General features: G+C 51.6%; 23 protein-coding genes. 13 read left to right on the top strand and 10 right to left on the bottom strand.

Annotated elements, in window-relative coordinates:
* Nucleotides 1-3 precede the first annotated feature (3 nt).
* Both gtdA and mhbT read right to left on the bottom strand, forming a co-directional pair.
* Nucleotides 4-1041 (bottom strand): gentisate 1,2-dioxygenase, encoded by a 1038-nt coding sequence (gtdA, locus tag AC534G_RS08725; protein ID WP_038641971.1) that lies wholly within the window; start codon nucleotides 1039-1041, stop codon nucleotides 4-6.
* 11 nt (nucleotides 1042-1052) lie between these two features.
* Nucleotides 1053-2411, bottom strand: coding sequence for a 3-hydroxybenzoate transporter MhbT (gene mhbT / locus AC534G_RS08720; RefSeq protein ID WP_110497410.1), 1359 nt, complete (start codon nucleotides 2409-2411; stop codon nucleotides 1053-1055).
* A 126-nt stretch (nucleotides 2412-2537) separates the two neighbouring features.
* Between mhbT and AC534G_RS08715 the strand changes: the two genes are divergently transcribed.
* The 8 genes from AC534G_RS08715 to preA all read left to right on the top strand — a co-directional run bounded on the left by AC534G_RS08715 (nucleotide 2538) and on the right by preA (nucleotide 9493).
* Nucleotides 2538-3446 (top strand): LysR substrate-binding domain-containing protein, encoded by a 909-nt coding sequence (locus tag AC534G_RS08715; protein ID WP_085047876.1) that lies wholly within the window; start codon nucleotides 2538-2540, stop codon nucleotides 3444-3446.
* Nucleotides 3447-3568: 122 nt separating this feature from the next.
* Complete coding sequence (locus tag AC534G_RS08710; protein WP_038641975.1) at nucleotides 3569-3967, top strand: CidA/LrgA family protein; 399 nt, start codon at nucleotides 3569-3571, stop codon at nucleotides 3965-3967.
* Nucleotides 3964-4659 carry a CidB/LrgB family autolysis modulator gene (locus AC534G_RS08705; RefSeq protein WP_038641977.1) on the top strand — a complete coding sequence of 232 codons (696 nt, stop codon included), beginning with the start codon at nucleotides 3964-3966 and terminating at the stop codon, nucleotides 4657-4659. The genes AC534G_RS08710 and AC534G_RS08705 overlap by 4 nt, the downstream gene beginning before the upstream one ends.
* 148 nt (nucleotides 4660-4807) lie before the next feature.
* On the top strand, nucleotides 4808-5692 hold the full coding sequence (gene cdd / locus AC534G_RS08700; protein WP_110497408.1) for a cytidine deaminase: 885 nt from the start codon (nucleotides 4808-4810) through the stop codon (nucleotides 5690-5692).
* 135 nt (nucleotides 5693-5827) lie between these two features.
* Nucleotides 5828-6547, top strand: a complete 720-nt coding sequence (gene sanA, locus AC534G_RS08695; protein ID WP_110497407.1) for an outer membrane permeability protein SanA — start codon at nucleotides 5828-5830, stop codon at nucleotides 6545-6547.
* 2 nt (nucleotides 6548-6549) lie between these two features.
* Entirely contained in the window at nucleotides 6550-6789 is a 240-nt protein-coding gene (locus tag AC534G_RS08690) for a DUF2542 family protein (RefSeq protein ID WP_038641982.1), read from the top strand.
* 233 nt (nucleotides 6790-7022) lie between these two features.
* Nucleotides 7023-8264 carry an NAD(P)-dependent oxidoreductase gene (locus AC534G_RS08685; RefSeq protein ID WP_110497405.1) on the top strand — a complete coding sequence of 414 codons (1242 nt, stop codon included), beginning with the start codon at nucleotides 7023-7025 and terminating at the stop codon, nucleotides 8262-8264.
* On the top strand, nucleotides 8258-9493 hold the full coding sequence (preA, locus tag AC534G_RS08680; protein ID WP_038641987.1) for an NAD-dependent dihydropyrimidine dehydrogenase subunit PreA: 1236 nt from the start codon (nucleotides 8258-8260) through the stop codon (nucleotides 9491-9493). Before AC534G_RS08685 ends, preA begins: the two co-directional genes overlap by 7 nt.
* A gap of 57 nt (nucleotides 9494-9550) precedes the next feature.
* On the opposite strand, the gene mglC is transcribed toward preA, so the two are convergent.
* The 6 genes from mglC to folE all read right to left on the bottom strand — a co-directional run bounded on the left by mglC (nucleotide 9551) and on the right by folE (nucleotide 16469).
* On the bottom strand, nucleotides 9551-10561 hold the full coding sequence (gene mglC / locus AC534G_RS08675) for a galactose/methyl galactoside ABC transporter permease MglC (protein WP_006683806.1): 1011 nt from the start codon (nucleotides 10559-10561) through the stop codon (nucleotides 9551-9553).
* A gap of 15 nt (nucleotides 10562-10576) precedes the next feature.
* Nucleotides 10577-12097 (bottom strand): galactose/methyl galactoside ABC transporter ATP-binding protein MglA, encoded by a 1521-nt coding sequence (gene mglA, locus AC534G_RS08670; protein WP_005129207.1) that lies wholly within the window; start codon nucleotides 12095-12097, stop codon nucleotides 10577-10579.
* Between the two features lie 70 nt (nucleotides 12098-12167).
* Nucleotides 12168-13166 (bottom strand): galactose/glucose ABC transporter substrate-binding protein MglB, encoded by a 999-nt coding sequence (gene mglB / locus AC534G_RS08665; RefSeq protein ID WP_006683804.1) that lies wholly within the window; start codon nucleotides 13164-13166, stop codon nucleotides 12168-12170.
* A 292-nt stretch (nucleotides 13167-13458) separates the two neighbouring features.
* A complete protein-coding gene (gene galS / locus AC534G_RS08660; protein ID WP_038641992.1) occupies nucleotides 13459-14484 on the bottom strand; it encodes an HTH-type transcriptional regulator GalS in 1026 nt (341 codons plus the stop codon).
* 144 nt (nucleotides 14485-14628) lie between these two features.
* Nucleotides 14629-15786 (bottom strand): DUF418 domain-containing protein YeiB, encoded by a 1158-nt coding sequence (yeiB, locus tag AC534G_RS08655; protein ID WP_038641994.1) that lies wholly within the window; start codon nucleotides 15784-15786, stop codon nucleotides 14629-14631.
* A 14-nt stretch (nucleotides 15787-15800) separates the two neighbouring features.
* Nucleotides 15801-16469: a GTP cyclohydrolase I FolE gene (gene folE, locus AC534G_RS08650; protein WP_003027410.1), complete on the bottom strand. Its 669-nt coding sequence runs from the start codon at nucleotides 16467-16469 to the stop codon at nucleotides 15801-15803.
* A gap of 319 nt (nucleotides 16470-16788) precedes the next feature.
* Between folE and fghA the strand changes: the two genes are divergently transcribed.
* Together fghA and AC534G_RS08640 are read left to right on the top strand one after the other, a co-directional pair.
* Nucleotides 16789-17625: an S-formylglutathione hydrolase gene (fghA, locus tag AC534G_RS08645; RefSeq protein WP_085047873.1), complete on the top strand. Its 837-nt coding sequence runs from the start codon at nucleotides 16789-16791 to the stop codon at nucleotides 17623-17625.
* A 278-nt stretch (nucleotides 17626-17903) separates the two neighbouring features.
* Nucleotides 17904-19889 (top strand): ligand-gated channel protein, encoded by a 1986-nt coding sequence (locus AC534G_RS08640; RefSeq protein ID WP_110497403.1) that lies wholly within the window; start codon nucleotides 17904-17906, stop codon nucleotides 19887-19889.
* A 62-nt stretch (nucleotides 19890-19951) separates the two neighbouring features.
* Here the strand turns inward: AC534G_RS08640 and lysP are convergent, their stop codons facing one another.
* A complete protein-coding gene (lysP, locus tag AC534G_RS08635) occupies nucleotides 19952-21421 on the bottom strand; it encodes a lysine-specific permease (protein WP_038642000.1) in 1470 nt (489 codons plus the stop codon).
* Between the two features lie 195 nt (nucleotides 21422-21616).
* Nucleotides 21617-22498, bottom strand: coding sequence for a DNA-binding transcriptional regulator YeiE (gene yieE / locus AC534G_RS08630; protein ID WP_069323445.1), 882 nt, complete (start codon nucleotides 22496-22498; stop codon nucleotides 21617-21619).
* A gap of 244 nt (nucleotides 22499-22742) precedes the next feature.
* Between yieE and AC534G_RS08625 the strand changes: the two genes are divergently transcribed.
* From AC534G_RS08625 to AC534G_RS08615, 3 genes are all read left to right on the top strand, one after another.
* Nucleotides 22743-23792, top strand: coding sequence for a YeiH family protein (locus tag AC534G_RS08625; RefSeq protein ID WP_038642005.1), 1050 nt, complete (start codon nucleotides 22743-22745; stop codon nucleotides 23790-23792).
* A 72-nt stretch (nucleotides 23793-23864) separates the two neighbouring features.
* Nucleotides 23865-24722, top strand: a complete 858-nt coding sequence (gene nfo / locus AC534G_RS08620) for a deoxyribonuclease IV (RefSeq protein WP_038642007.1) — start codon at nucleotides 23865-23867, stop codon at nucleotides 24720-24722.
* A 2-nt stretch (nucleotides 24723-24724) separates the two neighbouring features.
* Nucleotides 24725-25813 carry a sugar kinase gene (locus AC534G_RS08615; RefSeq protein WP_069323444.1) on the top strand — a complete coding sequence of 363 codons (1089 nt, stop codon included), beginning with the start codon at nucleotides 24725-24727 and terminating at the stop codon, nucleotides 25811-25813.
* The last annotated feature ends 41 nt before the right edge of the window (nucleotides 25814-25854 follow it).

Raw genomic sequence — 25854 nt, 5'->3', positions numbered from 1 at the left:
AAATTAATAGCGTGCTTCACGGAACAACCCCAGCGCTTCCTGAACCGGTCTGTCCGAAAAACTGAATAAGACGGCATCTTCGCTGGCCTGGAACGACACACCGTGCCAGGTCGGCACCACGAAGATATCTTTTGGCGAAAAGTTGAAGGTTTCGTTGCCGATGGTGACCCGCCCGCTTCCTTCCACCACATGGTAGATAGTGCTGTCAGTGGTACGCGCCATCCGTGAAGAAAAGCCCTTCGGCAACAATTGCAGGAAGGTCCCCATTGACGGCATGGGATAACCGCCGGTTACCGGGTTCACGTAGCGCATCTTGTAACCATCCCACTCGTCGGCTTCGCCCATGCGGGTCAGGTCATGCAGTGCTTCACGGCTACGATCGTAGCGATAGTTGAAAATGGGCGATGAGTTACCCTTCTGATGACGCAGCGGCAACATGTTGGCCGCATAGCGCGGTAAATAATCCCCTTCCTTGCGTGTGACCGGCTGCTGATCTTCCGGGTAGTCTTCCGCAAAGCCGCAGCCCAGCAGATTCACCAGCGGCAGATCCAGACCGTCCAGCCACACTACCGGTTCGCTGCCTGGGTTGCCGTGATCGTGCCAGCGCCATTGCGGCGTCAGAATAAAATCGCCTTCATGCATCTGGGTGCGCTCGCCATCGACGGCGGTAAATGCCCCTTTCCCTTCGACAATAAAGCGCAGCGCAGACTGATTATGGCGGTGGCTCGGCGCAACCTCGCCCGGCATAATCAACTGTAATCCCGCGTACAGCGTCGGGGTGATTGAAGACTGTCCGCGCAGCATTGGGTTTTCCAGCACCAGCACGCGGCGAATCGCCTCTTTCGCGCCAATCAGATCGCCGCTTTCCAGCAGTAGCGGACGGATCTCCTGATAGTTCCAGTACGCAGGCGCGCAATTCGCGTTCGGCGTTGACGGTACCAGACGGTGCAACGACTCCCACAGCGGGGTCAGATTCTGCCCGGAAATATGCTGGTAAAACTGCTGACGGCTGTTCTTAACATCCTGATTCAGTTCAGACATAGGGATTCTCCTTATTCATTCACGATGCCTGCGCGTGGCAAGGCGTCAGGGACAGAGGCCGACTGGCGAACAACAACCGTCAGCAGCGTAAGCATCACCGCGCTGATGGCCGCCGGAACGGCAATAATGAAAAACAGGTTATCGAATGAGAAATTCATCGCCATCATCACGCCGCCGGAAAGCGAACCGACAATCGCGCCGCAGCGGCCAATGGCATTAGACCAGCTGACGCCCGTCGCCCGGCTTTGCGTCGGATAAAGGGTGGCGGTTAACGCATTGAGACCCACCTGAGAACCGCTAATCCCGATGCCGGTGCCAAAAATCGCCAACGCCATCAGCCACAGGCCGTTTTCGCTCAGGCCAATCATGACGATACATACCGCCCCCAGCGCATAGCTCACCGCCAGCACGCGGAAAGGATTGTATTTATCCATCAGTACGCCCAGCGCCAGCGCGCCTAACGTACCGCCAATCTGGAAGGCCGCAGTCACCCAGGAGGCATGTTGCAGGTCGATTCCTCGATGGTTAAGCAGCGTTGGCATCCAACTGGAGAGCAGATAAATAATCAGCAGGCTCATAAAGAACACCACCCATAACATCAGGGTAATGGGCAACTGTCGCCCGACGAACAGCTGGCGGATACTGCCTTTGGCAATCGCTGACCCTTCGTTGAGATAAAAATGGGTATCGTCATAACGTTCCCGGGTAATAGCGCTGACAGTTCTGGCAATCACGTTTTGCGGTAGCTGGCGACGAACCTGCCAGCGCGGGGATTCCGGTAGCGCAAACAGCAGGGCGACAAATAGCATGAGCGGCAAAACGCCTCCCAGCACCAGAATGCCGTGCCAACCAATAACCGGCACCAGTTGAGCGCTGACGATGCCGCCCATAGCCGATCCGAGAGTAAAGCCGCAGAACATCATGGTGACCAATGCGCCACGCCGACGGGCAGGCAGGTATTCCGACGTCATGGTGATGGTATTAGGCATCGCGCCGCCCAGACCTAACCCGGTAAGGAAACGCAAAATGACCAGCGTTTGCAGATCGGGCGAAAAAGCAGAGATCAGACTCAGCGCGCCAAACAGCGCCACGCAAAGCTCAATCACCCGTTTACGGCCAAAACGATCGGACAGCGGGCCGCAGAGCAACGCGCCAGCAGTTAGCCCCAGTAGTCCTGCGCCAAAAAGCGGCGCCAGATCCCCGGCGGTCAATTGCCAGTGAGTGCGTATATCGGGTGCGATAAAACCAATCGCCGCGGTATCAAAACCGTCGAGCATGACGACCAAAAAACAGCAAATAATCACGCGCCACTGCGTCTTACCGACGGGGGCGGAATCTATTAGTGCTTGTAGATCACGTTGTTGAGTCATAGTGAATGCCTCAGTGCAGGTAGAGTAGATGTCTGTTTTGTTTTAGGTATGTTGCGACTTTGTATGTTTGGAGATGAAATGTACAATGGCTTTTCATGCAGAGGCATAACCTGGAGGTTATAGCAAATGGCTAACTGGGCACAGAAACTGAAGTTGCACCACCTGCAAACGCTGGTCGCGCTAGGGGAACAGGGAAATTTGACTCACGTCGCCCGAATGATGAATATCACCCAGCCTGCCTTGTCCAAATGGTTATCACAGCTCGAAGATGAGATTGGCATCACGCTCTTTGAACGACATAGCAAAGGCTTACGCCCCTCTGAAGGCGGCAAGCTGTTGCTGCAACATGCTCAACGCCTGATCAATGATATGGAGCGTTCGCAGTACGAAATTGCCCGTTTCAAGCAAGGCGGTCTGGTGGGAAGTCTGAAGATTGGCTGCTCGCCGGTGGCGACCGACTGCGTTTCACAGGCAATACTGGGCTTGCTTACGGAGCTACCCACTCTGCATCTCAATATTGAAGAGAAAGTGATGACCCCGTTACTGCACGATCTGCTGGCGGGTTCAGTGGATGTCGTCGTCGGTCGCGTTGGCGGCCGGGCGCTTCAGCTGCCGCTTAATTACCAGGTGCTCTATACCGAGCCGGTCTGTTTTGTCGCCCGCCCCGATCATCCGCTGGCAAAATATCCCCTGCTCACCTGGAACGATCTGGCTAACTGGCGTTGGATTGTCTGGCCGACAGGCACCCCCATTCGCATTAGCATTGACAACGCGCTGGTCGATAATGGCGTAATGCTGCCGGAAAACACCATTGAATCAGCGTCGATAAACGTCAGCACCAACCTGCTGCAAAGTAGCGACATGGTTTCTATTCTTTCTCTGCGTCTGGCACAGCGTTACGCCGCCCAGGGACAACTGGCTATCCTGAATCTGCCGAAGATTGAACAAAAAGGCAGCGTAGGCGTATTCTGGCGCAACAATGAAACGCCTACCACAGCCCTGAGTCGTTTTTTGTATTACCTGGCGCAGGTTTAGCGCGATCATATGCGCAATGTTCCAGACGTCTATTTCCTCTATGCTTAGAATTCATGATGTGATCGGTAGCACGTTTTGAAGTTTAATTGTATGATGAATCAGTCTCGTCAAGGGTTTCAATTATGAGCAAATCACTGAACATTATCTGGCAATATTTGCGCGCATTCGTCCTGATCTATGCCTGCCTCTATGCAGGTATTTTTATCGCTTCGCTGTTGCCGATCACGATTCCGGGCAGCATCATTGGCATGCTGATTCTGTTTGTCTTACTGGCATTGCAGGTATTACCGGCAAAATGGGTTAATCCCGGCTGTTATGTCCTGATTCGCTATATGGCCCTGTTATTTGTCCCGATTGGCGTGGGGATCATGCAGTACTTTGATTTGCTCCGCGCACAATTTGGCCCTGTGGTGGTGTCATGCACCATCAGTACGCTGGTTGTTTTCCTCGTGGTGAGCTGGAGCTCGCATCTTGTACACGGTGAACGCAAAATTGTTGGCCAAAAAGGTTCGAAAGAATGATGACATATATCTGGTGGTCGTTGCCCCTTACTCTCGCGGTGTTCTTTGGCGCACGTAAGCTGGCAGCACGCTTTAAAATGCCGCTGCTGAATCCGCTGCTGGTCGCGATGGTGGTGATTATTCCCATTCTGATGCTGACCGGAATTCCCTACGATCACTATTTCAAAGGCAGCGAGGTGCTGAACGATTTACTGCAACCTGCCGTGGTCGCGCTGGCCTATCCGTTATACGAACAGCTGCACCAAATTCGCGCGCGCTGGAAATCGATAATCGCTATCTGTTTTGCGGGGAGCGTCGTGGCGATGGTTACCGGCACAACAATCGCCCTGTTGATGGGTGCCTCACCGGAAATTGCCGCGTCAATCATGCCGAAATCGGTCACCACGCCTATCGCGATGGCGGTGGGAGGAAGTATTGGTGGTATTCCGGCCATCAGCGCGGTGTGCGTCATTTTCGTCGGCATTCTCGGGGCGGTATTTGGTCATACTTTACTGAATGCTATGCGCATTCGCACGAAGGCCGCGCGAGGACTGGCAATGGGTACCGCTTCACACGCCCTGGGAACCGCGCGTTGCGCAGAACTGGATTATCAGGAAGGCGCGTTTAGCTCTCTGGCGCTGGTCATTTGCGGCATTATCACCTCGTTGGTCGCCCCGTTCCTGTTCCCGGTTATTCTGGCAGTGGTCGGCTAACCTTCACTTTTTGGTTATTTATTTGCGATGCGTTGCACATTTTTCATTTAAGTTTCATAAGTTGCACACACAATGAGATTTGGATCACATATAAAGCCGTAACAGGCCCGTAAACTACGATTCCATTACATTGTTATGAGGCATCGCCATGCATCCACGTTTTCAAACTGCTTTTGCCCAACTCGCGGATAACTTGCAATCAGCCCTGGCCCCTGTTCTGGCGGATACGCATTTCCCCGCCATGCTGACTGCTGAGCAGGTCTCTTTGCTGAAACGCGAATCGGGACTGGACGAAGACGCGCTGGCATTCGCTCTGCTGCCGCTGGCTGCGGCCTGCGCACGTACCCCGCTTTCCAACTTCAACGTGGGCGCGATCTCTCGCGGCATTAGCGGCACCTGGTACTTCGGTGGCAACATGGAGTTCCTGGGCGCAACAATGCAGCAAACCGTTCATGCCGAGCAAAGCGCCATCAGCCACGCCTGGCTGCGCGGAGAAAAAGGCCTCGCCGCCATCACCGTTAACTACACCCCTTGCGGCCACTGCCGCCAGTTTATGAACGAACTGAACAGCGGGTTGGATTTACGCATTCACCTGCCTGGGCGCGAACCACACGCACTGCGCGACTATCTCCCGGACGCGTTCGGGCCAAAAGATCTCGACATCAAAACGCTACTGATGGACGACCAGGATCACGGCTTCGCGCTGCAGGGCGACGCCCTGACCCAGGCGGCAATTACCGCCGCCAACAGATGCCATATGCCGTACAGCAAATCGCCAAGCGGCGTGGCGCTCGAGTGTAAAGACGGGCGCATTTTCAGTGGCAGCTATGCTGAAAACGCCGCCTTTAACCCCACCCTCCCACCGCTGCAAGGCGCATTAAACCTGTTGAGTCTGAACGGTTACGACTATCCGGACATTCAACGCGCGGTGCTGGCAGAAAAAGCCGATGCGCCGTTAATCCAGTGGGATGCGACCTCCGCCACCCTGCACGCGCTGGGCTGCGACAATATTGAGCGCGTGCTGCTCAGTTAAATCATAAAGCCCGGTGGCGCTGCGCTAACCGGGTAACAGTGACTAAAATCCCCTCAATCAGACTGCTGTTTCTTGCGCTACGTCTTCCGGTACAGTAGCCTGATTGAAATTCCACCCAAATAACGAGTTTTCTGCATGTTAAAGCGCGTGTTTTACAGCCTGTTAGTCCTGTCAGGCCTGCTGCTGTTGACTGTGCTTGGACTCGACAGATGGATGAGCTGGAAGACTGCCCCCTATATCTACGACGAATTACAGGATTTACCCTACCGCCAGGTCGGTGTGGTCCTGGGTACGGCAAAATACTATCGAACCGGCGTTATCAACCAGTATTACCGCTACCGTATTCAGGGCGCCTTGAACGCCTATAACAGCGGGAAGGTAAACTATCTGTTGCTGAGCGGCGACAACGCGCAGCAAAGCTATAATGAACCCATGACGATGCGTAAGGATCTGATTGCCGCAGGGGTCGATCCGGCTGACATTGTGCTTGATTACGCCGGGTTCCGTACGCTCGACTCCATCGTGCGTACCCGTAAGGTATTCGATACCAACGATTTCATCATTATTACTCAGCGATTCCACTGTGAACGCGCCTTGTTTATTGCGCTGCATATGGGCATTCAGGCCCAGTGCTATGCGGTGCCTTCACCAAAAAATATGCTTACCGTGCGGGTACGCGAATTCGGCGCGCGTTTTGGCGCACTCGCCGATCTCTATATTTTTAAACGTGAACCCCGTTTTTTAGGCCCACTGGTACCCATCCCTACCATGCATCAGGTACCCGACGATGCGCAGGGGTATCCGGCGGTTACGCCTGAACAATTACTCGAATTACAAAAGAAACAAGGAAAATAAGCATGGATGTACAAACCCTCTTCGTCGTGTTGGCCTTTCTGCTCATTCCTGTGTTTTGTTTCCGTGAGGCCTGGAAAGGCTGGCGCACCGGGGCCGTAGATAAAATTAAGAAGAATACGCGCGAACCGGTATACGCTTATCGCCATCAAGAGCCCCTGCAATTTTGGTCCTATGTGTTGGTTTATGCCGGATGCGGATGTTTATCCTTCGGTATGGTTATTTACTTAATTTTCTATCGATAAAGATATTATTTTTATATTAGCGTTTGAGAATAGCTAATATTATGATAACGGTTACCATTTCAAATTAAGGGATTAATGCTGCCCGCCAGCATTTCCCGCCAACACTCTTCTATTTGTGAATCCTTTCACAGAATACTCTTCCTGCAGTGCTTAGCCTTAAGAATAGCCTTTCGATTTTTATATTTTGTTATTAACGGTTTGCCTTAATTTACTCACGCATTAAGGAAGAAAATATGCCACAACAAAATTATCTGGATGAGCTCACGCCTGCTTTTACGCCATTATTAGCCATAAAAGAGGCTTCTCGCTGTTTATTATGTCACGATGCCCCCTGTAGCCAGGATTGTCCGGCGCAAACTGACCCGGGAAAATTTATTCGCTCCATTTATTTTCGTAATTTTAAGGGTGCAGCCGAAACTATTCGTGAAAATAACGCACTTGGGGCAGTATGCGCCCGGGTATGCCCAACCGAAAAGTTATGCCAACGCGGGTGTACACGCTCAGGTATTGATAAGCCGATTGATATTGCACGTCTGCAACGCTTTATTACCGACTTTGAGCAGCAGACCGCAATGAAAATTTATCAGCCCGCCACAAAAACACGTGGCAAGATCGCCATCATTGGCGCAGGCCCGGCAGGATTACAAGCCAGCGTAACGCTAAGCAATCTGGGCTATGACGTCACTATCTATGAAAAGCAGGCCCAACCTGGCGGCTGGTTACGCTATGGCATTCCAGAGTTTCGTCTGCCGCATGCTGTTTTAGATAACGAAATTGCTCGTATCGTTGAAATGGGCGTAACAATCAAATGCAATTGTGAAGTCGGCACTGCCCTTTCCATTGAGCAACTCAAAACAGAATACCGCGCCGTACTGGTTACCGTAGGGATGTCTTACGGTTCAACGTTACCGCTGTTTGAGAAGGCCAATCACGTTGAAATCGCCGTCGATTTTCTGCAACGAGCCCGGCAAACCAGCGGCGATATTACCGTCGCGCAAAGCGCATTGATCATCGGCGGCGGCGATGTCGCGATGGATGTCGCCAGCACGTTGAAACTGCTGGGCTGTCCGTCAGTTACCTGTGTCGCCCGTGAAGAACTGGCCGATTTCCCAGCCAGCGATAAAGAGTTCAGCAGCACACAAGCGTTAGGGGTATCGATTATTGACGGTTTCACGCCTGTGGCGGTTAGCGGAAACCGGGTTACTTTTAAACACGTACGCCTGCCGGGAGAACTGACGCTTGAAGCCGAACATATTATTCTCGCCGTTGGTCAACATGCTCAACTTGAACATTTCGCCGCGTTAAAACCACAGCGCAATCTTATCGACACGCATCATTATCAAACCGCCGATCCCGCTTTGTTTGCCGCGGGCGATATTGTAAAAGGCGATAAAACGGTGGTTTACGCCGTGAAAACCGGAAAAGAAGCCGCTCAGGCCATTCATCACTACTTAGAGGGAGCTTGCTCATGTTAACGAAAGATCTTTCTATTACTTTTTGCGGCGTCAAATTCCCCAACCCGTTCTGCCTCTCTTCTTCTCCGGTGGGCAACTGCTATGACATGTGCGCCAAAGCCTATGACACCGGCTGGGGCGGTATTGTTTTTAAAACCATTGGTTTCTTTATTGCAAATGAAGTCTCTCCACGCTTTGACCATCTGACCAAAGAAGATACCGGCTTTGTTGGCTTCAAAAATATGGAGCAAATTGCCGAGCACCCGCTGGAGGAAAATCTGGCCGCTATTCGCCGGCTGAAACAGGACTACCCGGATAACGTGCTGATTGCATCGATCATGGGGGAAAATGAACAGCAGTGGCAGGAGCTGGCACGGCTGGTCGAAGAGGCGGGTGCAGACATGATCGAATGCAACTTCTCTTGCCCGCAAATGACCTCACATGCCATGGGTAGCGATGTTGGGCAAAGCCCTGAGCTGGTCGAAAAATATTGTCGGGCAGTTAAACGCGGCTCTTCCCTGCCGATGCTGGCTAAAATGACACCGAATATCGGTGATATGTGTGAGGTTGCGCTGGCGGCAAAACGCGGTGGCGCCGACGGTATCGCAACCATCAATACGGTTAAATCCATTACCAATATCGATCTGAACCGGAAAATTGGGATGCCGGTCGTCAACGGTAAATCCAGTATTTCCGGCTACTCCGGCAAGGCCGTTAAACCTATCGCCCTGCGATTTATTCAGCAACTGCGCATGCACCCTGAACTGCGCGATTTCCCGATTAGCGGCATCGGGGGTATAGAAAACTGGGAAGATGCCGCCGAGTTTTTACTGTTAGGCGCGGCCACGCTGCAGGTGACCACCGGGATAATGCAGTATGGTTATCGGATTGTGGAGGACATGACCAGCGGGCTGTCACATTACCTCGCCGATCAAGGATTTGACTCACTGGAGGAGATGGTGGGCCTTGCCAATGCCAATATCATCCCCGCTGAAGATCTTGACCGTAGCTACATCGTCTACCCAAACATCCATCTCGATAAATGCGTGGGGTGTGGTCGCTGCTACATTTCCTGTTATGACGGCGGGCATCAGGCGATGGAATGGAATGAGGAAACCCGAACCCCACACTGCGACACGGAAAAATGTGTGGGATGCTTGCTGTGCGGCCACGTTTGCCCGGTCGCCTGTATCGACCTGGGTGAAGTAAAATTTAAACCCGGAGAGAAAGAGCACGCGCTAACATTATAACGCGGACAAAAAAGGCCGATGAAGATTGCGCTGCACCGGCCTTTTGGCGTTTTATCGTTACTTCTTACGCGCGTACTTCAGGGAGTCCAGCGCCACCGCGAAGATGATGATGCCGCCCTTAATAATGTACTGCCAGTATGGGTTAACGCCGATGTAAGTCAGCCCGTAGTTGATGACGGTAAAGATAATCACACCGGTCACCACGCCGAAGACGGTTCCTACCCCACCGCTAAACGAGACGCCGCCAACCACGCACGCCGCAATCGCATCCAGCTCATACATAAAACCGAGGTTGTTGGTCGCCGAGCCGATACGTCCCGCTTCCAGCAAACCACCGAAGGCATAGAACACACCAGACAACGCATAGATAATCAGCAGGTTCAGCGCGACGTTCACGCCAGACACTTTCGCCGCCTCTGGGTTACCGCCGATAGCAAAAATGTTTTTACCGAAGCGGGTCTTGTTCCACAGCACCCACACAAAGGCCACGGCAATCAGCGCATAGAAGGTGATATAAGAGAGTCGGAAACTGCCCAGCGCGATAAAGCCCTGCGCAAAGGTAGAGAATCCGCTGTCAAAGCCAGAAATTGGCGATGCGCCGACAAAATCATAGTACAGGGAGTTGATCCCGTAGACGATGATCATCGTACCCAAGGTGGTAATAAACGGCGTCACGTTCAGATACGCGATGATGATACCGTTCACCAGACCGATAATCGCGCCGATGACGCAAACAATCAGTACCACCACGATGATCGGCATCGTCGCCATTTCCGGGAATACCTTGTTGGCGTTATCCATCGATTGCAGTAAGGTTGCCGCCACCACTGCCGCCAGACCAACCTGACGCCCTGCCGACAGGTCTGTCCCTTGCGTCACAATCAGTCCGGCAACACCCAATGCGATAATAATACGCACTGAGGATTGCGTCAGAATATTACTCAGGTTGAGTAAACTTAAGAAAGTGGGATCCTGGAAAATAATAATTGCCAGCAAAACCAAAAGAACAACGTATATTCCGCCTTCTTTCAGATAAGTAAGAAAACTTTTCTTATTTAACGCACTCATGAGGAGCCCCTAATCTTAAAGGTGCAAAGACGCAAGACGGAGGATTTCGTTTTGCGTTGTCGTTTTAGTGTCAACAATTCCGGCAACGAGACCATTGCTCATCACCAGAATACGATCGGTAATACCCAGCAGCTCCGGCATTTCAGAGGAAATAATAATAATCCCCTTATCTTTTTTCGCGAGTTCGGCTATCAACTGATAAATTTCAAATTTTGCGCCGACATCGATACCACGTGTTGGTTCATCCAGCATCAGGATTTCTGGCTGCGTTAATAGCCAACGGCCAATAACCACCTTTTGCTGATTCCCTCCGGAAAGTGAACCGATTTGCGTACGATGGCCCGGCGTTTTCACCCTCATAGAGTCAATCACCCACTGGGTATCACTCTTCATGCGGGAATTATCCAGCAGACCGACTTTATTTTTATAGTTTTGGATATTGGAGATTAACGAGTTAAAACCAATGTCCAGATACGCATAAATACCGGTTGAGCGGCGCTCTTCCGTGACCAGTGCAAAGCCATGGTTGATGGCTTCATTGGCGCTGTGGTTATTAATTTTTTTGCCGTGTAACGTAATCGTACCCGATGATTTCTCACGAATACCAAAAAGCGTTTCAACGATATCAGTGCGTTTTGCGCCTACCAGACCGGCAATCCCGAGGATTTCTCCTTTGTGCAAATCAAACGAGACATCACGAATCGACGGCTGACGCAATGAGGTCAGGTTACGCACTTGCAGTATCACTTCACCAGGCTTGTTTTCTTTATCGGGAAAACGTTGGTTCAGCGAACGTCCAACCATCATGGCGATGATCTTGTCCATATCCAGCCCTTCCAGCGGCTGGGTTGCGATCCACTGCCCGTCGCGCAGCACGGTAATTTCATCACATAGCTGGAAAATTTCTTCCATTTTGTGAGAAATATAAACAATACCGCATCCACGCTCTTTCAGCTTACGAATGATGGTGAACAGATGATTAACTTCTTTCTCGGTTAACGATGACGTCGGCTCATCCATGATGACGATTTTGGCATCGTAGGAGAAGGCTTTCGCAATTTCGATCATCTGCATTTGTGAAACGGATAATGTACCGACGCGCGCCCGCGGATCGATATCAATATCCAGCTCATCAAATATCGCTTTGGTATCACGGTACATTTTTTCCTGATCGACAAACATACCTTTGGTGGGATAGCGCCCCAACCACATGTTGTCCATCACGGAACGTTGTAATACCAGGTTTAATTCCTGGTGGACCATCGAAATACCATTTTCAAGCGCTTCTTTCGCCGAATGAAAATCGATTTCTTTACCCTGAAATAAAATACTACCGGAATCTTTTTGATAGATGCCGAAAAGACATTTCAATAATGTGGATTTCCCCGCGCCGTTCTCGCCCATTAAGGCGTGAATTGAATGCGGGCGGACCTTTAAATTAACGTTATCAAGAGCCTTAACGCCGGGGAAAGACTTGTTAATGCCGGTCATTTCCAACAAGTATTCGCCTGACGACTGAGTATGTGTGCTGACCATAAATATACCTTGTTGGCCTTGCAAAGCGCGTTATTAAGGGCGCAATGACATTGCGCCCATAGACGGAGATTTATTTATTAGTGAACTCAGCCAGATTATCTTTATCGACACCGACGTACGGAACGCGAACAATTTTGTTGTCAATTTTCCAGTTAGTGCCGTCTGCTGCGCCTTTGCCATCAGCCAGGTTTTTCGCCAAATCGAAGGTCGCTTTCGCCTGGTTGTTGGCATCGTTCAGCACGGTACCGGCCATGGCGCCGGATTTCACCAGGGCCAGCGCTTCAGGCAGCGCATCCACGCCAAACACCGGTACGCTGGTTTTGTTGTGCGCTTTCAGTGCTTCAACTGCGCCCATCGCCATCGCATCGTTGTTGGCGATAACCACTTCAATTTTGTTAGCGTTCGGACCGGACATCCACGCATCCATCTTATCTTTCGCCTGAGCGGTATCCCACATCGCGGTATCTAACTGCAGTTGCTCAGTTTTAATGCCCTTGTCGTTCAGCTCTTTGATCACGTAAGTGGTACGTGCTTCAGCATCCGGGTGTCCCGGTTCGCCTTTCAGCAGAACAAACTGGATTTTACCGTCTTTATTCAGATCCCAGTTCGGGTTAGCAGCCCAGTGTTTAGCAATCAAGTCACCCTGAATAATGCCAGACTCTTTAGAGTCAGTACCGACGTAATACGCTTTGTCATAGCTGTCCAGCGCTTTACGAGAAGGTTCTTTGTTGAAGAACACGATCGGGACGTTCTGACCGCGTGCTTTTTCAATTACCGTGCCTGCAGCTGCCGGGTCAACCAGGTTAATCGCCAGTGCTTTAACGCCTTTTGCCAGCAACACGTCGATCTGGTCGTTTTGTTTGGACTGATCGTTCTGCGAGTCATTCATCAGCAACTGTACGTCAGGCGCCGCTTTGGCATCTTTTTCAATAGCCTTACGTACCACAGACATAAAGTTATCGTCGTACTTATAAATCGTCACACCAATGCGGGTATCAGCAGCGTGCGCAGCCGCGCCGAATAACATGCTTGCCATTACAGCAGACAGGGTCAACACCTTCTTATTCATGGTATCTCCGGTTTTATTATGCAGGGTAGTACTTGAGATAAATGCTCGGCAGGCAGAACGTTACTGAAGTGTTACTGAACGCCGAAGCTCACTTTTAAAAATAATTCTTCCGTGCCTGGCAACGCTCCAAAAACTGGCTTTAATTTTTGTTTAAGGCACCAATACCTCGATGAAAGTGATTATTCACCGTTACATAGTAGTTACAGCGCAACAAACAGTGTCATCATAGCTATCGCATTGTTAATATACTGTGAATTTACTCACATATTGAAAACGGTTACATAGTTCGACTTTATGAGTTAGTGATCGGTGCCGCATTCTGCCGCAATGCCACAGAATGACGACGCACCAGTGTCGGCATAAAGCAATGCGACGCCGCAGGATCTAACGTGCCCGCCGCGCCTTGCAGCGCAAGCTCCGTCGCCATTTTTGCCATTGAGGCGATGGGATAGCGCACAGTTGTCAGCTGCGGATCGGTGTAACGCGCAATGGGAATATCATCAAAGCCAATGATAGAAAGATGTAATGGGATGGCGATACCGTTGTCTTTTAACGCGGTCAGTGCGCCCGCTGCCATGTTGTCGTTGTAGGCGAAGACCGCCGTCAGTTGCAAATTGCGCCCCAGCAGCTCCACCATGGCAGACTCTCCGCCCTGCATATCGGGCGAACCGGTACCGATCCAGCTTTCCGCCGCATCAATTCCTTGTTCTTTCAGGGCCGATAACCACCCTTCTTTGCGCATCGCATCATCTTCAATACGGTGGCTTGATGCCAGGTAACCAATGCGTTGATGACCATTATTCAGCAGCATGCGGGTCGCCATTTTGGCGCCGCTGATATTATCCAGGCAGACGCAACGGTGGGCGTAACCCGGAACAAGGCGATTGATCAGCACCATGCCAGGGATCTGATCCATAAACTCTGCCAGTTCCCGATCGCTGAGCGCTTTAGAGTGAACAATCAGAGCGTTACAGCGTTGGCGAATCAAAACCTCGATAGCATGGCGTTCTTTTTCAGCCTCATGATAGCTATTGCCAATCAGGACATATTTCTGATGCTGCTGGGCAACCATATCGACAGCTTTAACCAGCGCGCCAAAAAATGCATCTGACACATCCATCACCACCACACCAATGGTGTCACTTACCTGTGTCGCCAGCGCCTGCGCATTGGCGTTAGGTCGATAGCCTAACTGAGTGACTGCTTTCATCACCGCTTCACGCGTGTCGGGACTCACCAGCGCACTGTTGTTCAGTACGCGGGAAACGGTCGCTACAGATACGCCAGACTGTCGTGCCACATCACGGATGGTTACCATATTCACTGCCCTGTTTTAGATTGCGGTTAGCCACAGACACCCCAGGCTGGGTATTTTGTCAGCACAATGAAACGGACTGCGTGAGTGATGTCACAGGAATGAAAGCGCTTACATCCATTTTGTTAATGAATGTGATCCAGATCGTTATCTGGATGTACGTGGTAATGATGTCCCTGAAGCACGCAGGGTTAATTGACGCCACAGCCACTCTACCGGGCCCTGCCGGTAAAAACGCAGCCAAATGACGGAGAACAGAAGATTAACGGCCCAGACAGGAATGACGAAACAGAGCAGCTCCAGCCGATCGAATTTCATAAACAAGCCGAATTGATAAAACAGCGTGGTGCAAATTAAGGTTTGCAACAGATAGTTAGTTAACGCCATACGTCCCACGCAGGCGATGGCAATCACCCACTTTAAGCGGCTCAACTGCGGCCAGAAGCCAAACATCAGGGCGGCGTAGCCAATAGTCTGCAACGGCGCGCCCAGCTCGCGCGGAGCTTGTAACAGGAAAGCACACCAGCGGTAGGCCCACTCCAAATGCCACTGAATGATAATAGCAGGCAGGTTAATCGCCATGCCAATAATGACCAACAGTACGCCGGTACGTCGATAATGCTGCAGACTGTACTGCCCTTTCAGCCAGCCGCTGCGCATTAATGCTGCGCCAAGCAGCATCATCCCAGCCAGTTGCCAGCCGTACTGCGCGCCCAGTGCCAGCAAGCTATTGGACATCATATCCACGCGATTGCTGACCGCTTCCAGACCGCCATTCACTTTCCAGTATTTTTCATATAGCAAAGCTGAGGCATCCGGCGTCCAGGCCCGACTGGTTTCCCCGCCGGAGATAACGCCCAGCAGCAACAGTACGCCAATCCCCACCAGATAAAGCAGGACGCCGGTGTTAAACAGGCTTTTTACCGAAGGGGCATCGCGAATCAACCGCCAGCAAATCAGACCAATTAAGCCATACGCCAACAGGATATCGCCGTCCCAGAAGAGTAAACCGTGAATAAAACCCAACAGCACCAGTAACGTAAGCCGCGACTGGATCCAGCGTTTGCCGCGCGGGAGCAGCATTTGCAGCCCTGCCCCAAACAGTAATGCAAACAGCGTGAGAAACTTGACCTGTGCGAAGAGATCAAGCACCGCCCAGCTCCAGGCGTCGGATAAGGTGATATTGCCATACCAGGCGGGATTGAGATATGCCGCCTTTGGCAAGCCAAAGGCGTTAATATTGAGAAGCAGGATGCCAAGAATGGCGACGCCACGAATAAAATCCAGCGTGACATTACGCTCCATGGCCCCTGCCCTAATCAGTTGTGATGACGTACTGCGCGCAGGAATTCCTGACGCGTGTTCTGGCTGGACTTAAACAATCCACCCAGAGAAGTGGTGGTGGTCGCGCTGGTCGCATCGCGAATACCGCGCGCTTTCACGCAGTAATGCACCGCATCAATCGACACCGCAACATTATTCGTCCCAAGCAGCGTTTGCAGCGCGGTGAGAATTTGCTGGGTCAGACGTTCCTGCACCTGCGGACGCTGCGCGAAGAACTGCACAATGCGGTTGATCTTCGACAGGCCAATGACTGAATCTTTCGGGATATACGCCACCGTCGCTTTACCATCGATAGTGACAAAGTGATGCTCGCAGGTGCTGGTCAGCGTGATATCGCGGACCGTAACCATCTCGTCCACCTTCATTTTGTTTTCAATGACGGTGATTTTCGGGAAGTTGGCGTAATCGAGACCGGAGAAAATCTCATCGACATACATTTTCGCAATGCGATGCGGAGTTTCCATCAAACTGTCATCGCTCAAATCGAGATTGAGCAATTGCATAATCTCGGTCATATGGCCTGAGATAAGACGTTTGCGCGTTTCGTTATCCATCTCCTGCACGGGCGGGCGCAGTGGTGTTTCGAGACCACGCGCGACCAGCGCTTCATGAACCAAAGCCGCTTCTTTACTGAGTGATGACATTTCTTTTTCTCCTGCAGGTGTGGCGCCTCTGCCCTGCATGGGGCAAAGTTTTTAGGCTGTGTCAGCCAGAACATTGTGCGTGAGGCGGCGCACATAATCCAGTATTCACCGCGATAATTATTGAAATTGGCACAGCCTTTCAGCGTATCAAATTCACGTAGCGTTCAGCCCGGCGATGTTGAGTGTTAATGTAAAGTTATATAGATGATGAAGTATGTTTGCCCAATGCGGAAGTGAAAGTTACTCACAGTGCAATGAATAATCTGTATTATGATGAATTCGCAAACATATTCAGGTTCAACACAACAAGGAGCCACGCATGGAAATGCTTGAAGAGCACCGCTGTTTTGAAGGCTGGCAGCAACGCTGGCGTCACGACTCCGCCACGTTAAATTGCGCTATGACTTTCAGCATCTTTCTTCCCCCGCCTCGTGAGAATACCCCGCCTCCGGTGCTGTACTGGTTGTCGGGCCTGACCTGCAATGACGAAAACTTCACCACCAAAGCGGGTGCGCAACGTGTGGCGGCTGAGCTGGGTATTGTGCTGGTGATGCCGGATACCAGTCCACGCGGCGATCAAGTAGCCAACGATGATGGCTACGATTTAGGCCAGGGGGCTGGGTTTTACCTCAATGCCACCCAGCAACCGTGGGCAAGCCATTTTCGCATGTATGACTATCTGCGTGATGAGCTTCCGGCACTGATCCAATCGCAGTTTAACGTCAGCGATCGTTGCGCCATCAGCGGACATTCCATGGGTGGCCACGGGGCGTTGATTATGGCGCTGAAAAATCCGGGGAAATACACCAGCATCTCCGCTTTTGCCCCCATCGTTAACCCTTGCCGCGTTCCGTGGGGCGAGAAGGCTTTTAGCGCTTATCTGGGTGAAGATAAATCGCTGTGGGCCGAATGGGATAGCTGCGCGTTAATGTTGGCCAGCAGGCCCGAAGATGCGATTCCGACGCTTATCGATCAAGGGGACAACGATCAGTTTCTTGCCGATCAATTGCAGCCCGCGGTACTGGCCGAAACGGCACGTCAGACCGCATGGCCGATGACGTTACGCATCCAGCCGGGTTACGATCACAGCTATTACTTTATTGCGTCGTTTATTGAGGATCACCTGCGCTTCCATGCGCAATATTTACTGAAGTAACGCCTGAGTGAGGGCGAAAGCCCTCTTCATTTCGCCATCATCCCTTCACTTTTTCTCCATTTTTCTTTTTCACTTATCTTATTGATTTAATAATAATTTCCCCTCAAACCATGCCAAACACAAATGATTTCGATTATCATTTGTGTTTACAAAAATTCATACTTTTGTACAATCCATTCGCTTCTTTACTGAAAAGAGTCCTTAAAAGACAAATACATACAATTGTCATGGCCTTTCACATGACGCGCAGTTTGATTCATTTAAATGGAATGATACAAATGACTATACCTCACGTTAAGGCTGTAGCTGCCGCAGTATGCGTCGCCAGTCTCCCATCACTCGGCCATGCCGCTGAACAGGACACCGTCGTCGTCACCGCTACCGGCTTCGAGCAGAAAATTCAGGACGCCCCCGCGTCGATATCTGTTATTACCAAGCAGCAAATTGAAGACAAAGCCTATCGCGATGTCACCGATGCGCTAAAAGATGTCCCAGGCGTCGTCGTCACCGGTGGCGGCAGCAGCAGCGATATCAGTATTCGCGGTATGGCTTCGCAATACACGTTGTTCCTGGTCAACGGCAAACGCATCAGCACACGCAGCACACGACCTAACAGCGATAACTCAGGGATTGAACAAGGCTGGTTACCGCCGCTGGAATCCATCGAGCGCATCGAAGTTATCCGTGGACCAATGTCATCGCTTTACGGCTCTGATGCGATGGGTGGCGTTATCAACGTCATCACCAAAAAAGTGTCGAATACCAAAGCCTGGACCGGCTCCTTACATGGCGATGCCACTTTCCAGGAAGACAGGGATTCCGGTGATATTTACCAGACGAATGCCTATGCGTCCGGGCCGCTGATTGACGGGTTACTCGGTGCGAAGGTGACCGGATTATTCTCTCATCGTGCCGAAGATGAAATCCTCAATGGCTACAATGAACAGCGTATGCGTAACGGGGGTTTAACCCTGAACTTCACGCCGGATGATAAAAACGACATCGACTTCGATTACGCACGTGAACTGCAGGATCGTGACAGTACGCCGGGCAAATCCAGGGCTGAAGAAATCTGCCGCAACGGAAGCTGTAAGCCCAACAGTAAAAGCGAAAGCAAGTATGTGCACACCACATATTCACTCACCCATAGCGGCTATTACGACGACTTCAACTCCACCAGCTATGTCCAGCAGGAAGAGACTGACAACCCTGGTCGCCAGATGAAGTCCTACAACACCATCTTTAACAATCAGAACCAGATTTTCCTCGGGGCGCACACCCTGACAGTGGGTGGACAGTACCGTTATGAGAAACTGCGCGATAACGGTAACCAGTTGCAAGCTGCCGATGGGCTGAACAAACTGACCCGCTGGAGCTGGGCGCTGTTTGCTGAAGATGAATGGGCTATTACCGATACCTTCGCGCTGACCGGCGGTCTGCGTATGGATAAAGATGAAAACTACGGCGACAACTGGACACCACGCGGTTACGGCGTCTGGCATCTGAGCGATCAATGGACCTTGAAAGGTGGCGTATCTGCGGGCTATCGCGCACCGGACCTGCGTCAGTCTTCTGCAAGTTGGGGGCAGGTCACCGGCGGCGGTCGTCTGAACGGGATCATTGTCGGCAACCCGGATCTGAAGCCAGAGAAAAGCCTGAGCGAAGAGATCGGGTTACTGTGGGATAACGGCAACGATCTCAACGCGGGCGTGACGCTATTCAATACCGACTTCAAAAACAAAATTACCGAAGTGCGTCGCTGTAACAGCAGTTCCGACCCGGCCTGCACCATCGGTGGCACCCATTATGATTTCGTCAGCGATCGTGTGAACGTCGATAAAGCCAATATGCGCGGCGTAGAATCCACCTTCGGCTGGAAAATCACCTCCGACGTCAACTGGACGGCGAACTACACCTATACAGAATCTGAGCAGAAAAGCGGTCAGTTCTCCGGTCAGCCATTAAACAAAATGCCAAAGCATATGTTTAACACCACGCTGGACTGGCAGGCAACGCAGGATCTCGGTTTCTGGAGTCGTCTGAATCTGCGCGGGAAAACGTCTGAGCACCTGAGCCGTACCTCCATGGCACAAGGTACGCCATCGTATACGCAGGTCGATGTTGGTTTACGCTACTATGCTACCAAGGATCTGCTGATGACCGCCGGCGTGTATAACGTGCTGGATAAGCAAATCGATTATGACACCTACGACACCGTTCTCGATGGCCGTCGTTACACGGTTGGCCTGACTTACAGCTTCTAAGTCTGGCGCAATAAAAAACCCCGGCACTCATCATGCCGGGGTTTTTTATGCTTTTTATACGGTTATTTCTTCACGCGTCCAGGGAATTTCATTTCGCTATAGCGAACGAAATGAGTGCCTTTCGTCAGCTTGTAACCAAACCAGATAATCAGGAACAGTGGAATACCGATATAGGTTGCCATCACGCCGCCCCAGTCAATACTGTCCTTCAGGAACGCTTCGTAGTTCTGACCCAGAGTGATGATCAGGCACAGCACAAAGGCAAAGATCGGCCCCAGCGGGAAGAAGCCAGAACGATACGGCAGATCCTGCACATCATGCCCCTGCAGCACATAACCACGACGGAAACGATAATGGCTGATAGCAATCCCTAACCAGGCGATAAAGCCCGTCATCCCGGAAGTATTCAGCAGCCACAGGTATACGGTCTGGTTGCCAAACATTGAGGTCAGGAAGCACAGCCCCGCCACCACCGTAGTTGCATACAGTGCGTTACGCGGCACACCGCCACGAGACAGTTTGGCGAAGATACGCGGCGCTTTACCGTCGCAGGCCAGGGTGTAAAGCATACGCGTTGAGGCATACATCCCGGAGTTACCCGCAGACAGTACCGCCGTCAGGATAACCGCGTTCATTACCGCCGCCGCAGACAGCAGACCCGCATGCTGGAATACCAGCGTGAACGGGCTAACGCTGATGTCTTTCACATCGTTACGCAGCAGGCTTGGATCGGTGTACGGAATGATCAGGCTAATAATCAAAATCGCGAACACATAGAACAGTAGGATTCGCCAGAACACCTGACGCACCGCGCGTGGAATATTCTTCTCAGGATCTTCCGATTCACCTGCCGCGATACCAATAAGCTCAGTTCCCTGGAAGGAGAAGCCGACAATCATCGCCACGCCAATCATCGCGGCAAAACCACCGGCAAACGGCGCATCACCGGTCGTCCAGTTGCTCCAGCCCACCGGCTGAGCGCCTTTGAAGATACCGAAGATCATCATTACGCCAACCACGATAAAGATAATCACGGTGGTCACTTTGATCAGTGAGAACCAGTACTCCGCTTCGCCAAACCCGCGCACGGAAATGTAGTTCAGCAGGAAGATAACGCCGAGGAACAGCGCACTCCAGATCCAGCCTGGCGTGTCCGGGAACCACCAGCTCATTACCAACTGTGCGGCTACCAGGTCAACGGCAATTGTCACCGCCCAGTTGTACCAGTAGTTCCAGCCCAGCGCGAAGCCGAAGCCTTCTTCTACATAGTTCTGACCGTAGGTGGAGAACGAACCGGAAACTGGCATGAAGGCTGCCAGTTCACCGAGACTGGTCATCAGGAAGTACACCATCAGACCAATCAGAATATACGAGAACAACGCGCCGCCAGGACCCGCCGCAGAAATAGTTGCACCAGATGCAACAAAAAGACCTGTACCGATGGAGCCTCCGATGGCAATCATCGTCAGGTGACGCGCCTTCAGTTCACGACGTAGCGTGGGCGCTTCTGTGGTTTTAGTTTCGGAAACCATGTGAAAATGCTATCCATCCAAAAAATGAGGCGCGATTGTAGCAGACGAAAGGGCTTTCTTCCGGCACAAATGCGCTGTTATAAGAGACCTTCATGACTGGCCGCGGATTATAAGTAAAGCAGAAAATGGGCGGAGCATGGCGGTTAAGACGAAACCGCCGTTATGCATAGAGGTGCTATTACGCCAGTGAGTGCCTTATTCGCCCTGCGCAACCTGATCGCTGTAATGTAAAAAGCGCGTAATGGCATTAGAGAGATGCTTTTGTCGATGATGAACGCGCCAGAGCGTGCGAACTAAACGCGGCAGCGGCACAGGGACTTCACTCAGCGTACCCGCCTGTAACTGTTCTGCAATGACCCGACGCGACAAACAGCTGATACCGAGCCCATGGCGGACCGCATGCTTAATGGCCTCGGAGTTACCCAACTCCATCGCCATCTGGAATCTCGGCAGATGCGATAACAACAGATAATCTACCAGTTCACGCGTACCGGAGCCTCGCTCACGTAAAATCCACGGCGAAGCAGCCAGTTGATCCAGCGTCACGGGACCTTTTGTCAGCGGCGAAGATGGGGCGGCAAACACCACCAGTTCGTCCTCCAGCCATGGTTCAGAGATAATTTCTGTGCTGTGACATGGTCCTTCGATCAGCCCAATATCTACCCGAAAATCCAGAACAGCGTTGATCACATCCTGGCTGTTACCCACGCTTAGCTCCAGCGGTAAATCGGGAAAATCCTGGCGATAGCGGGCGATCATGGCGGGCAAAATGTAATTGCCAATGGTGCTGCTGGCATAGACGCGAATCGCGCCATTATCCTCACGAAAAAGCTGTTCGATTTCTATCGTTTGCTCAAGTAACGCCAGCGCGCGCGGGTAGAGCAAGCGCCCGTGCTCATTGACCACCAGCCGCTTGCCAACGCGGTCGAAGAGCTGTACGCCAAGCTGCCCTTCCAGATCGGTAAGCGCCGCACTCACCGCCGACTGCGACAATGCCAGCATGACAGATGCCTGAGTCGTCGAGCCGCTTTTCAGTACCTCAGCAAACACTTCAAGTTGTCGCAGGGTGATATGCATAGTCGTTTTCCACCGGATATCCGTTACTTATACCCTAAATAATTCGAGTTGCAGGAAGGCGGCAAGAGAGAGCATCCCCGGGAGCGTACTTAAGTACGAGACTGGGGTGAACGAGCGCAGCCAACGCACATGCAACTTGAAGTATGACGGGTATACCACTTATATAGATTAATTATAAATATATAATCAATTTTATTTTTAAACCACATCGCCGTACTCTTTTACCCAGATAAAGGAGAAGGATATGACAGAACTCACCTTACAGACTCATCGTCGTACAGCGTGGCATTTTATTCCGGGGCTTGCCCTGAGTGCAGTTATCACTGGGGCCGCCTTGTGGGGGGGATCCATTCCCGCCGTCGCAGGTGCCGGGTTTAGCGCCCTCACCTTAGCCATCTTGTTTGGGATGGTTATCGGCAACACCGTGTATCCACAAATCTGGAAAAGCTGCGATGGCGGCGTACTGTTTGCTAAACAACATTTATTACGCCTGGGGATAATCCTCTACGGTTTCCGCCTTACCTTCGCGCAAATTGCTGACGTCGGCGTCAGCGGTATCGTAATCGACATATTAACGCTCAGCAGCACCTTCATGATTGCCTGCTTCCTTGGGCAGAAAGTGTTTGGTCTGGACCGTCACACCAGTTGGCTGATTGGCGCGGGCAGCAGCATCTGTGGCGCCGCCGCGGTACTGGCAACAGAGCCTGTCGTTAAAGCCGAAGCCAGTAAGGTGACGGTCGCCGTCGCCACGGTGGTTATCTTCGGTACTATCGCTATCTTCCTGTATCCGGCGATGTATCCGCTGTTAGCGCACTGGTTTACTCCCGAGACTTATGGGATTTACATTGGCTCCACCATGCATGAAGTTGCGCAGGTTGTTGCCGCCGGACACGCCATTAACCCGGATGCTGAAAACGCCGCGGTTATTGCCAAAATGCTGCGCGTCATGATGCTGGCTCCGTTCCTCATCCTGCTAGCCGCACGAGTAAAACAACTGTCCCCGGCAACCGGTGGTGAGAAGAGCAAAATCACCATTCCATGGTTTGCCATCATGTTCATTGTGGTGGCGATTTTTAACTCTTTCCACCTGCTGCCGCAGTCGGTAGTGAGTATGCTGGTGACCCTGGATACCGTGCTGCTGGCAATGGCGATGGCCGCACTGGGGCTAACCACTCACGTGAGCGCCCTGAAAAAAGCCGGTGCTAAACCTTTGCTGATGGCGCTACTGCTGTTTGTCTGGCTGATTGTAGGCGGTGGTGCGATTAACTTCGCTATCCACGCGCTAATGGCATAAACGATCACGACTAACGTTAGTTGACCCGCTATACTCTTCCTTTTTTGAATTTGAGTATGGCGGGTTTAATTCATGAAATACATCGGAGCGCACGTAAGCGCCGCTGGCGGTCTGGCTAACGCCGCTATTCGGGCCGCAGAAATCGAAGCTACCGCATTCGCCCTGTTCACCAAAAATCAGCGTCAGTGGCGCGCCGCGGCGTTGACCACTGAAATCATTGATGATTTCAAATCCGCTTGCGAGAAGTATCACTATACTTCCGCTCAGATCCTGCCTCACGACAGCTACCTGATTAATCTCGGCCACCCGGTCAGCGATGCGCTGGAAAAATCACGCGATGCATTTATCGATGAAATGCAGCGCTGTGAACTGCTCGGTTTATCGCTGCTCAACTTTCATCCGGGCAGCCATTTGATGCAGATCCCGGAAGATGAATGTCTGGCGCGCATTGCTGAATCTATCAACATCGCCCTTGCTCAGACCCAGGGGGTTACGGCAGTTATCGAAAATACCGCCGGACAGGGCAGCAATCTCGGATTTAAGTTTGAGCACCTTGCCGCCATTATTGATGGTGTTGAAGATAAATCCCGTGTTGGCGTCTGTATTGATACCTGCCACGCTTTCGCTGCCGGTTACGATTTGCGTTCTGTCGAGGAATGCGAAAAGACGTTTGCGGAATTTGAACGTATTGTCGGTTTCAGCTATCTACGCGGTATGCACCTGAACGACGCCAAGAGCACGTTTGGCAGTCGTGTCGACCGCCACCACAGCTTAGGTGAAGGGAATATTGGCCACGACGCTTTCCGTTGGATCATGCAGGACAGTCGTTTTGATGGCATTCCGCTGGTGCTGGAAACGATTAATCCGGATATCTGGGCAGAAGAGATTGCCTGGCTGAAAGCCCAGCAAACTGAACAAGCGGTGGCGTAATCATGAACGACAGGGAAAAGCAGATCCTTAAGATCTTGCGTCGCAATCCGTTGATTCAGCAAAATGAAATCGCCGATATTCTGCAAATCAGCCGTTCACGCGTCGCTGCGCATATTATGGATTTGATGCGTAAAGGCATGATCAAAGGTAAAGGTTATATCCTTACCGAACAGGATTATTGTGTGGTTGTCGGAGCAATCAACATGGATATTCGTGGTGTTGCAGACATCCATTATCCTCAGGCTGCCTCTAATCCTGGCAGCATTCACTGCTCGGCAGGCGGCGTAGGACGCAACATCGCCCACAACCTGGCGCTGCTGGGCCGCGACGTTCACTTAATTTCCGCTGTTGGCAGTGATTTCTATGGGGAAACATTGCTGGAACAAACGCGTCAGGCCGGCGTTAACGTTGCAAGTTGCATACGCCTGCATGGGCATAACACCTCAACCTACCTGTCGATCGCTAATCAGCAGGAAGAAACCGTACTGGCAATTAACGATACCCATATCCTGCAGCAATTAACGCCGCAGTTGCTGAACGGGTCGCGAGATTTGATCCGCCATTCCGGTGTCGTACTGGCAGATTGCAATCTGACCGCCGAAGCCATTGAGTGGGTCTTTACTATTGCAGATGATATTCCGGTATTCATTGACACCGTTTCAGAGTTCAAAGCGGCAAAAATGAAGACATGGTTTACGCGTATTCATACGTTAAAACCAACGCAGAAAGAGCTGGCGATTTTGTGGGGTCAACCTATCCATTCAGATGCCGATCGCGTACTGGCCGTCAATAGTCTGCATCAGCAAGGGGTAAAACGGATCTTTGTCTGTCTGGAAGATGAATCTGTTTTTTGCAGCGAAAAGGACGGAGAGCAGTTTTTACTGACGCCTCCCAATCATACGATCGTAGACAGTTTTGGCGCCGATGACGCTTTTATGGCGGGATTGCTGTACAGCTTTCTGGAAGGTAGCGAGTTCCGTGAAAGCGCTCACTTTGCCATGGCCTGCGCGGCATTATCGCGAGCCAGCGTCAGCATTAACAACCCAACCCTCTCGGCAGATAACGCCTTATATTTGCTGCAAACAGCTTAAATGTAATGCCGGATAGCGCCACGCTTATCCGGCATTATTCT

The organism is Citrobacter sp. CRE-46, assembly GCF_059615875.1.
The sequence above is the reverse complement of the archived record's forward strand: the minus strand, read 5'-3'. Positions and strand labels throughout refer to the sequence as shown.

Excerpts from the sequence above, each read along its gene's own strand:
- gtdA (WP_038641971.1), bottom strand. The coding sequence starts at position 1,041 with ATGTCTGAACTGAATCAGGATGTTAAGAACAGCCGTCAGCAGTTTTAC.
- mhbT (WP_110497410.1), bottom strand. The coding sequence starts at position 2,411 with ATGACTCAACAACGTGATCTACAAGCACTAATAGATTCCGCCCCCGTC.
- AC534G_RS08715 (WP_085047876.1), top strand. The coding sequence starts at position 2,538 with ATGGCTAACTGGGCACAGAAACTGAAGTTGCACCACCTGCAAACGCTG.
- AC534G_RS08710 (WP_038641975.1), top strand. The coding sequence starts at position 3,569 with ATGAGCAAATCACTGAACATTATCTGGCAATATTTGCGCGCATTCGTC.
- AC534G_RS08705 (WP_038641977.1), top strand. The coding sequence starts at position 3,964 with ATGATGACATATATCTGGTGGTCGTTGCCCCTTACTCTCGCGGTGTTC.
- cdd (WP_110497408.1), top strand. The coding sequence starts at position 4,808 with ATGCATCCACGTTTTCAAACTGCTTTTGCCCAACTCGCGGATAACTTG.
- sanA (WP_110497407.1), top strand. The coding sequence starts at position 5,828 with ATGTTAAAGCGCGTGTTTTACAGCCTGTTAGTCCTGTCAGGCCTGCTG.
- AC534G_RS08690 (WP_038641982.1), top strand. The coding sequence starts at position 6,550 with ATGGATGTACAAACCCTCTTCGTCGTGTTGGCCTTTCTGCTCATTCCT.
- AC534G_RS08685 (WP_110497405.1), top strand. The coding sequence starts at position 7,023 with ATGCCACAACAAAATTATCTGGATGAGCTCACGCCTGCTTTTACGCCA.
- preA (WP_038641987.1), top strand. The coding sequence starts at position 8,258 with ATGTTAACGAAAGATCTTTCTATTACTTTTTGCGGCGTCAAATTCCCC.
- mglC (WP_006683806.1), bottom strand. The coding sequence starts at position 10,561 with ATGAGTGCGTTAAATAAGAAAAGTTTTCTTACTTATCTGAAAGAAGGC.
- mglA (WP_005129207.1), bottom strand. The coding sequence starts at position 12,097 with ATGGTCAGCACACATACTCAGTCGTCAGGCGAATACTTGTTGGAAATG.
- mglB (WP_006683804.1), bottom strand. The coding sequence starts at position 13,166 with ATGAATAAGAAGGTGTTGACCCTGTCTGCTGTAATGGCAAGCATGTTA.
- galS (WP_038641992.1), bottom strand. The coding sequence starts at position 14,484 with ATGGTAACCATCCGTGATGTGGCACGACAGTCTGGCGTATCTGTAGCG.
- yeiB (WP_038641994.1), bottom strand. The coding sequence starts at position 15,786 with ATGGAGCGTAATGTCACGCTGGATTTTATTCGTGGCGTCGCCATTCTT.
- folE (WP_003027410.1), bottom strand. The coding sequence starts at position 16,469 with ATGTCATCACTCAGTAAAGAAGCGGCTTTGGTTCATGAAGCGCTGGTC.
- fghA (WP_085047873.1), top strand. The coding sequence starts at position 16,789 with ATGGAAATGCTTGAAGAGCACCGCTGTTTTGAAGGCTGGCAGCAACGC.
- AC534G_RS08640 (WP_110497403.1), top strand. The coding sequence starts at position 17,904 with ATGACTATACCTCACGTTAAGGCTGTAGCTGCCGCAGTATGCGTCGCC.
- lysP (WP_038642000.1), bottom strand. The coding sequence starts at position 21,421 with ATGGTTTCCGAAACTAAAACCACAGAAGCGCCCACGCTACGTCGTGAA.
- yieE (WP_069323445.1), bottom strand. The coding sequence starts at position 22,498 with ATGCATATCACCCTGCGACAACTTGAAGTGTTTGCTGAGGTACTGAAA.
- AC534G_RS08625 (WP_038642005.1), top strand. The coding sequence starts at position 22,743 with ATGACAGAACTCACCTTACAGACTCATCGTCGTACAGCGTGGCATTTT.
- nfo (WP_038642007.1), top strand. The coding sequence starts at position 23,865 with ATGAAATACATCGGAGCGCACGTAAGCGCCGCTGGCGGTCTGGCTAAC.
- AC534G_RS08615 (WP_069323444.1), top strand. The coding sequence starts at position 24,725 with ATGAACGACAGGGAAAAGCAGATCCTTAAGATCTTGCGTCGCAATCCG.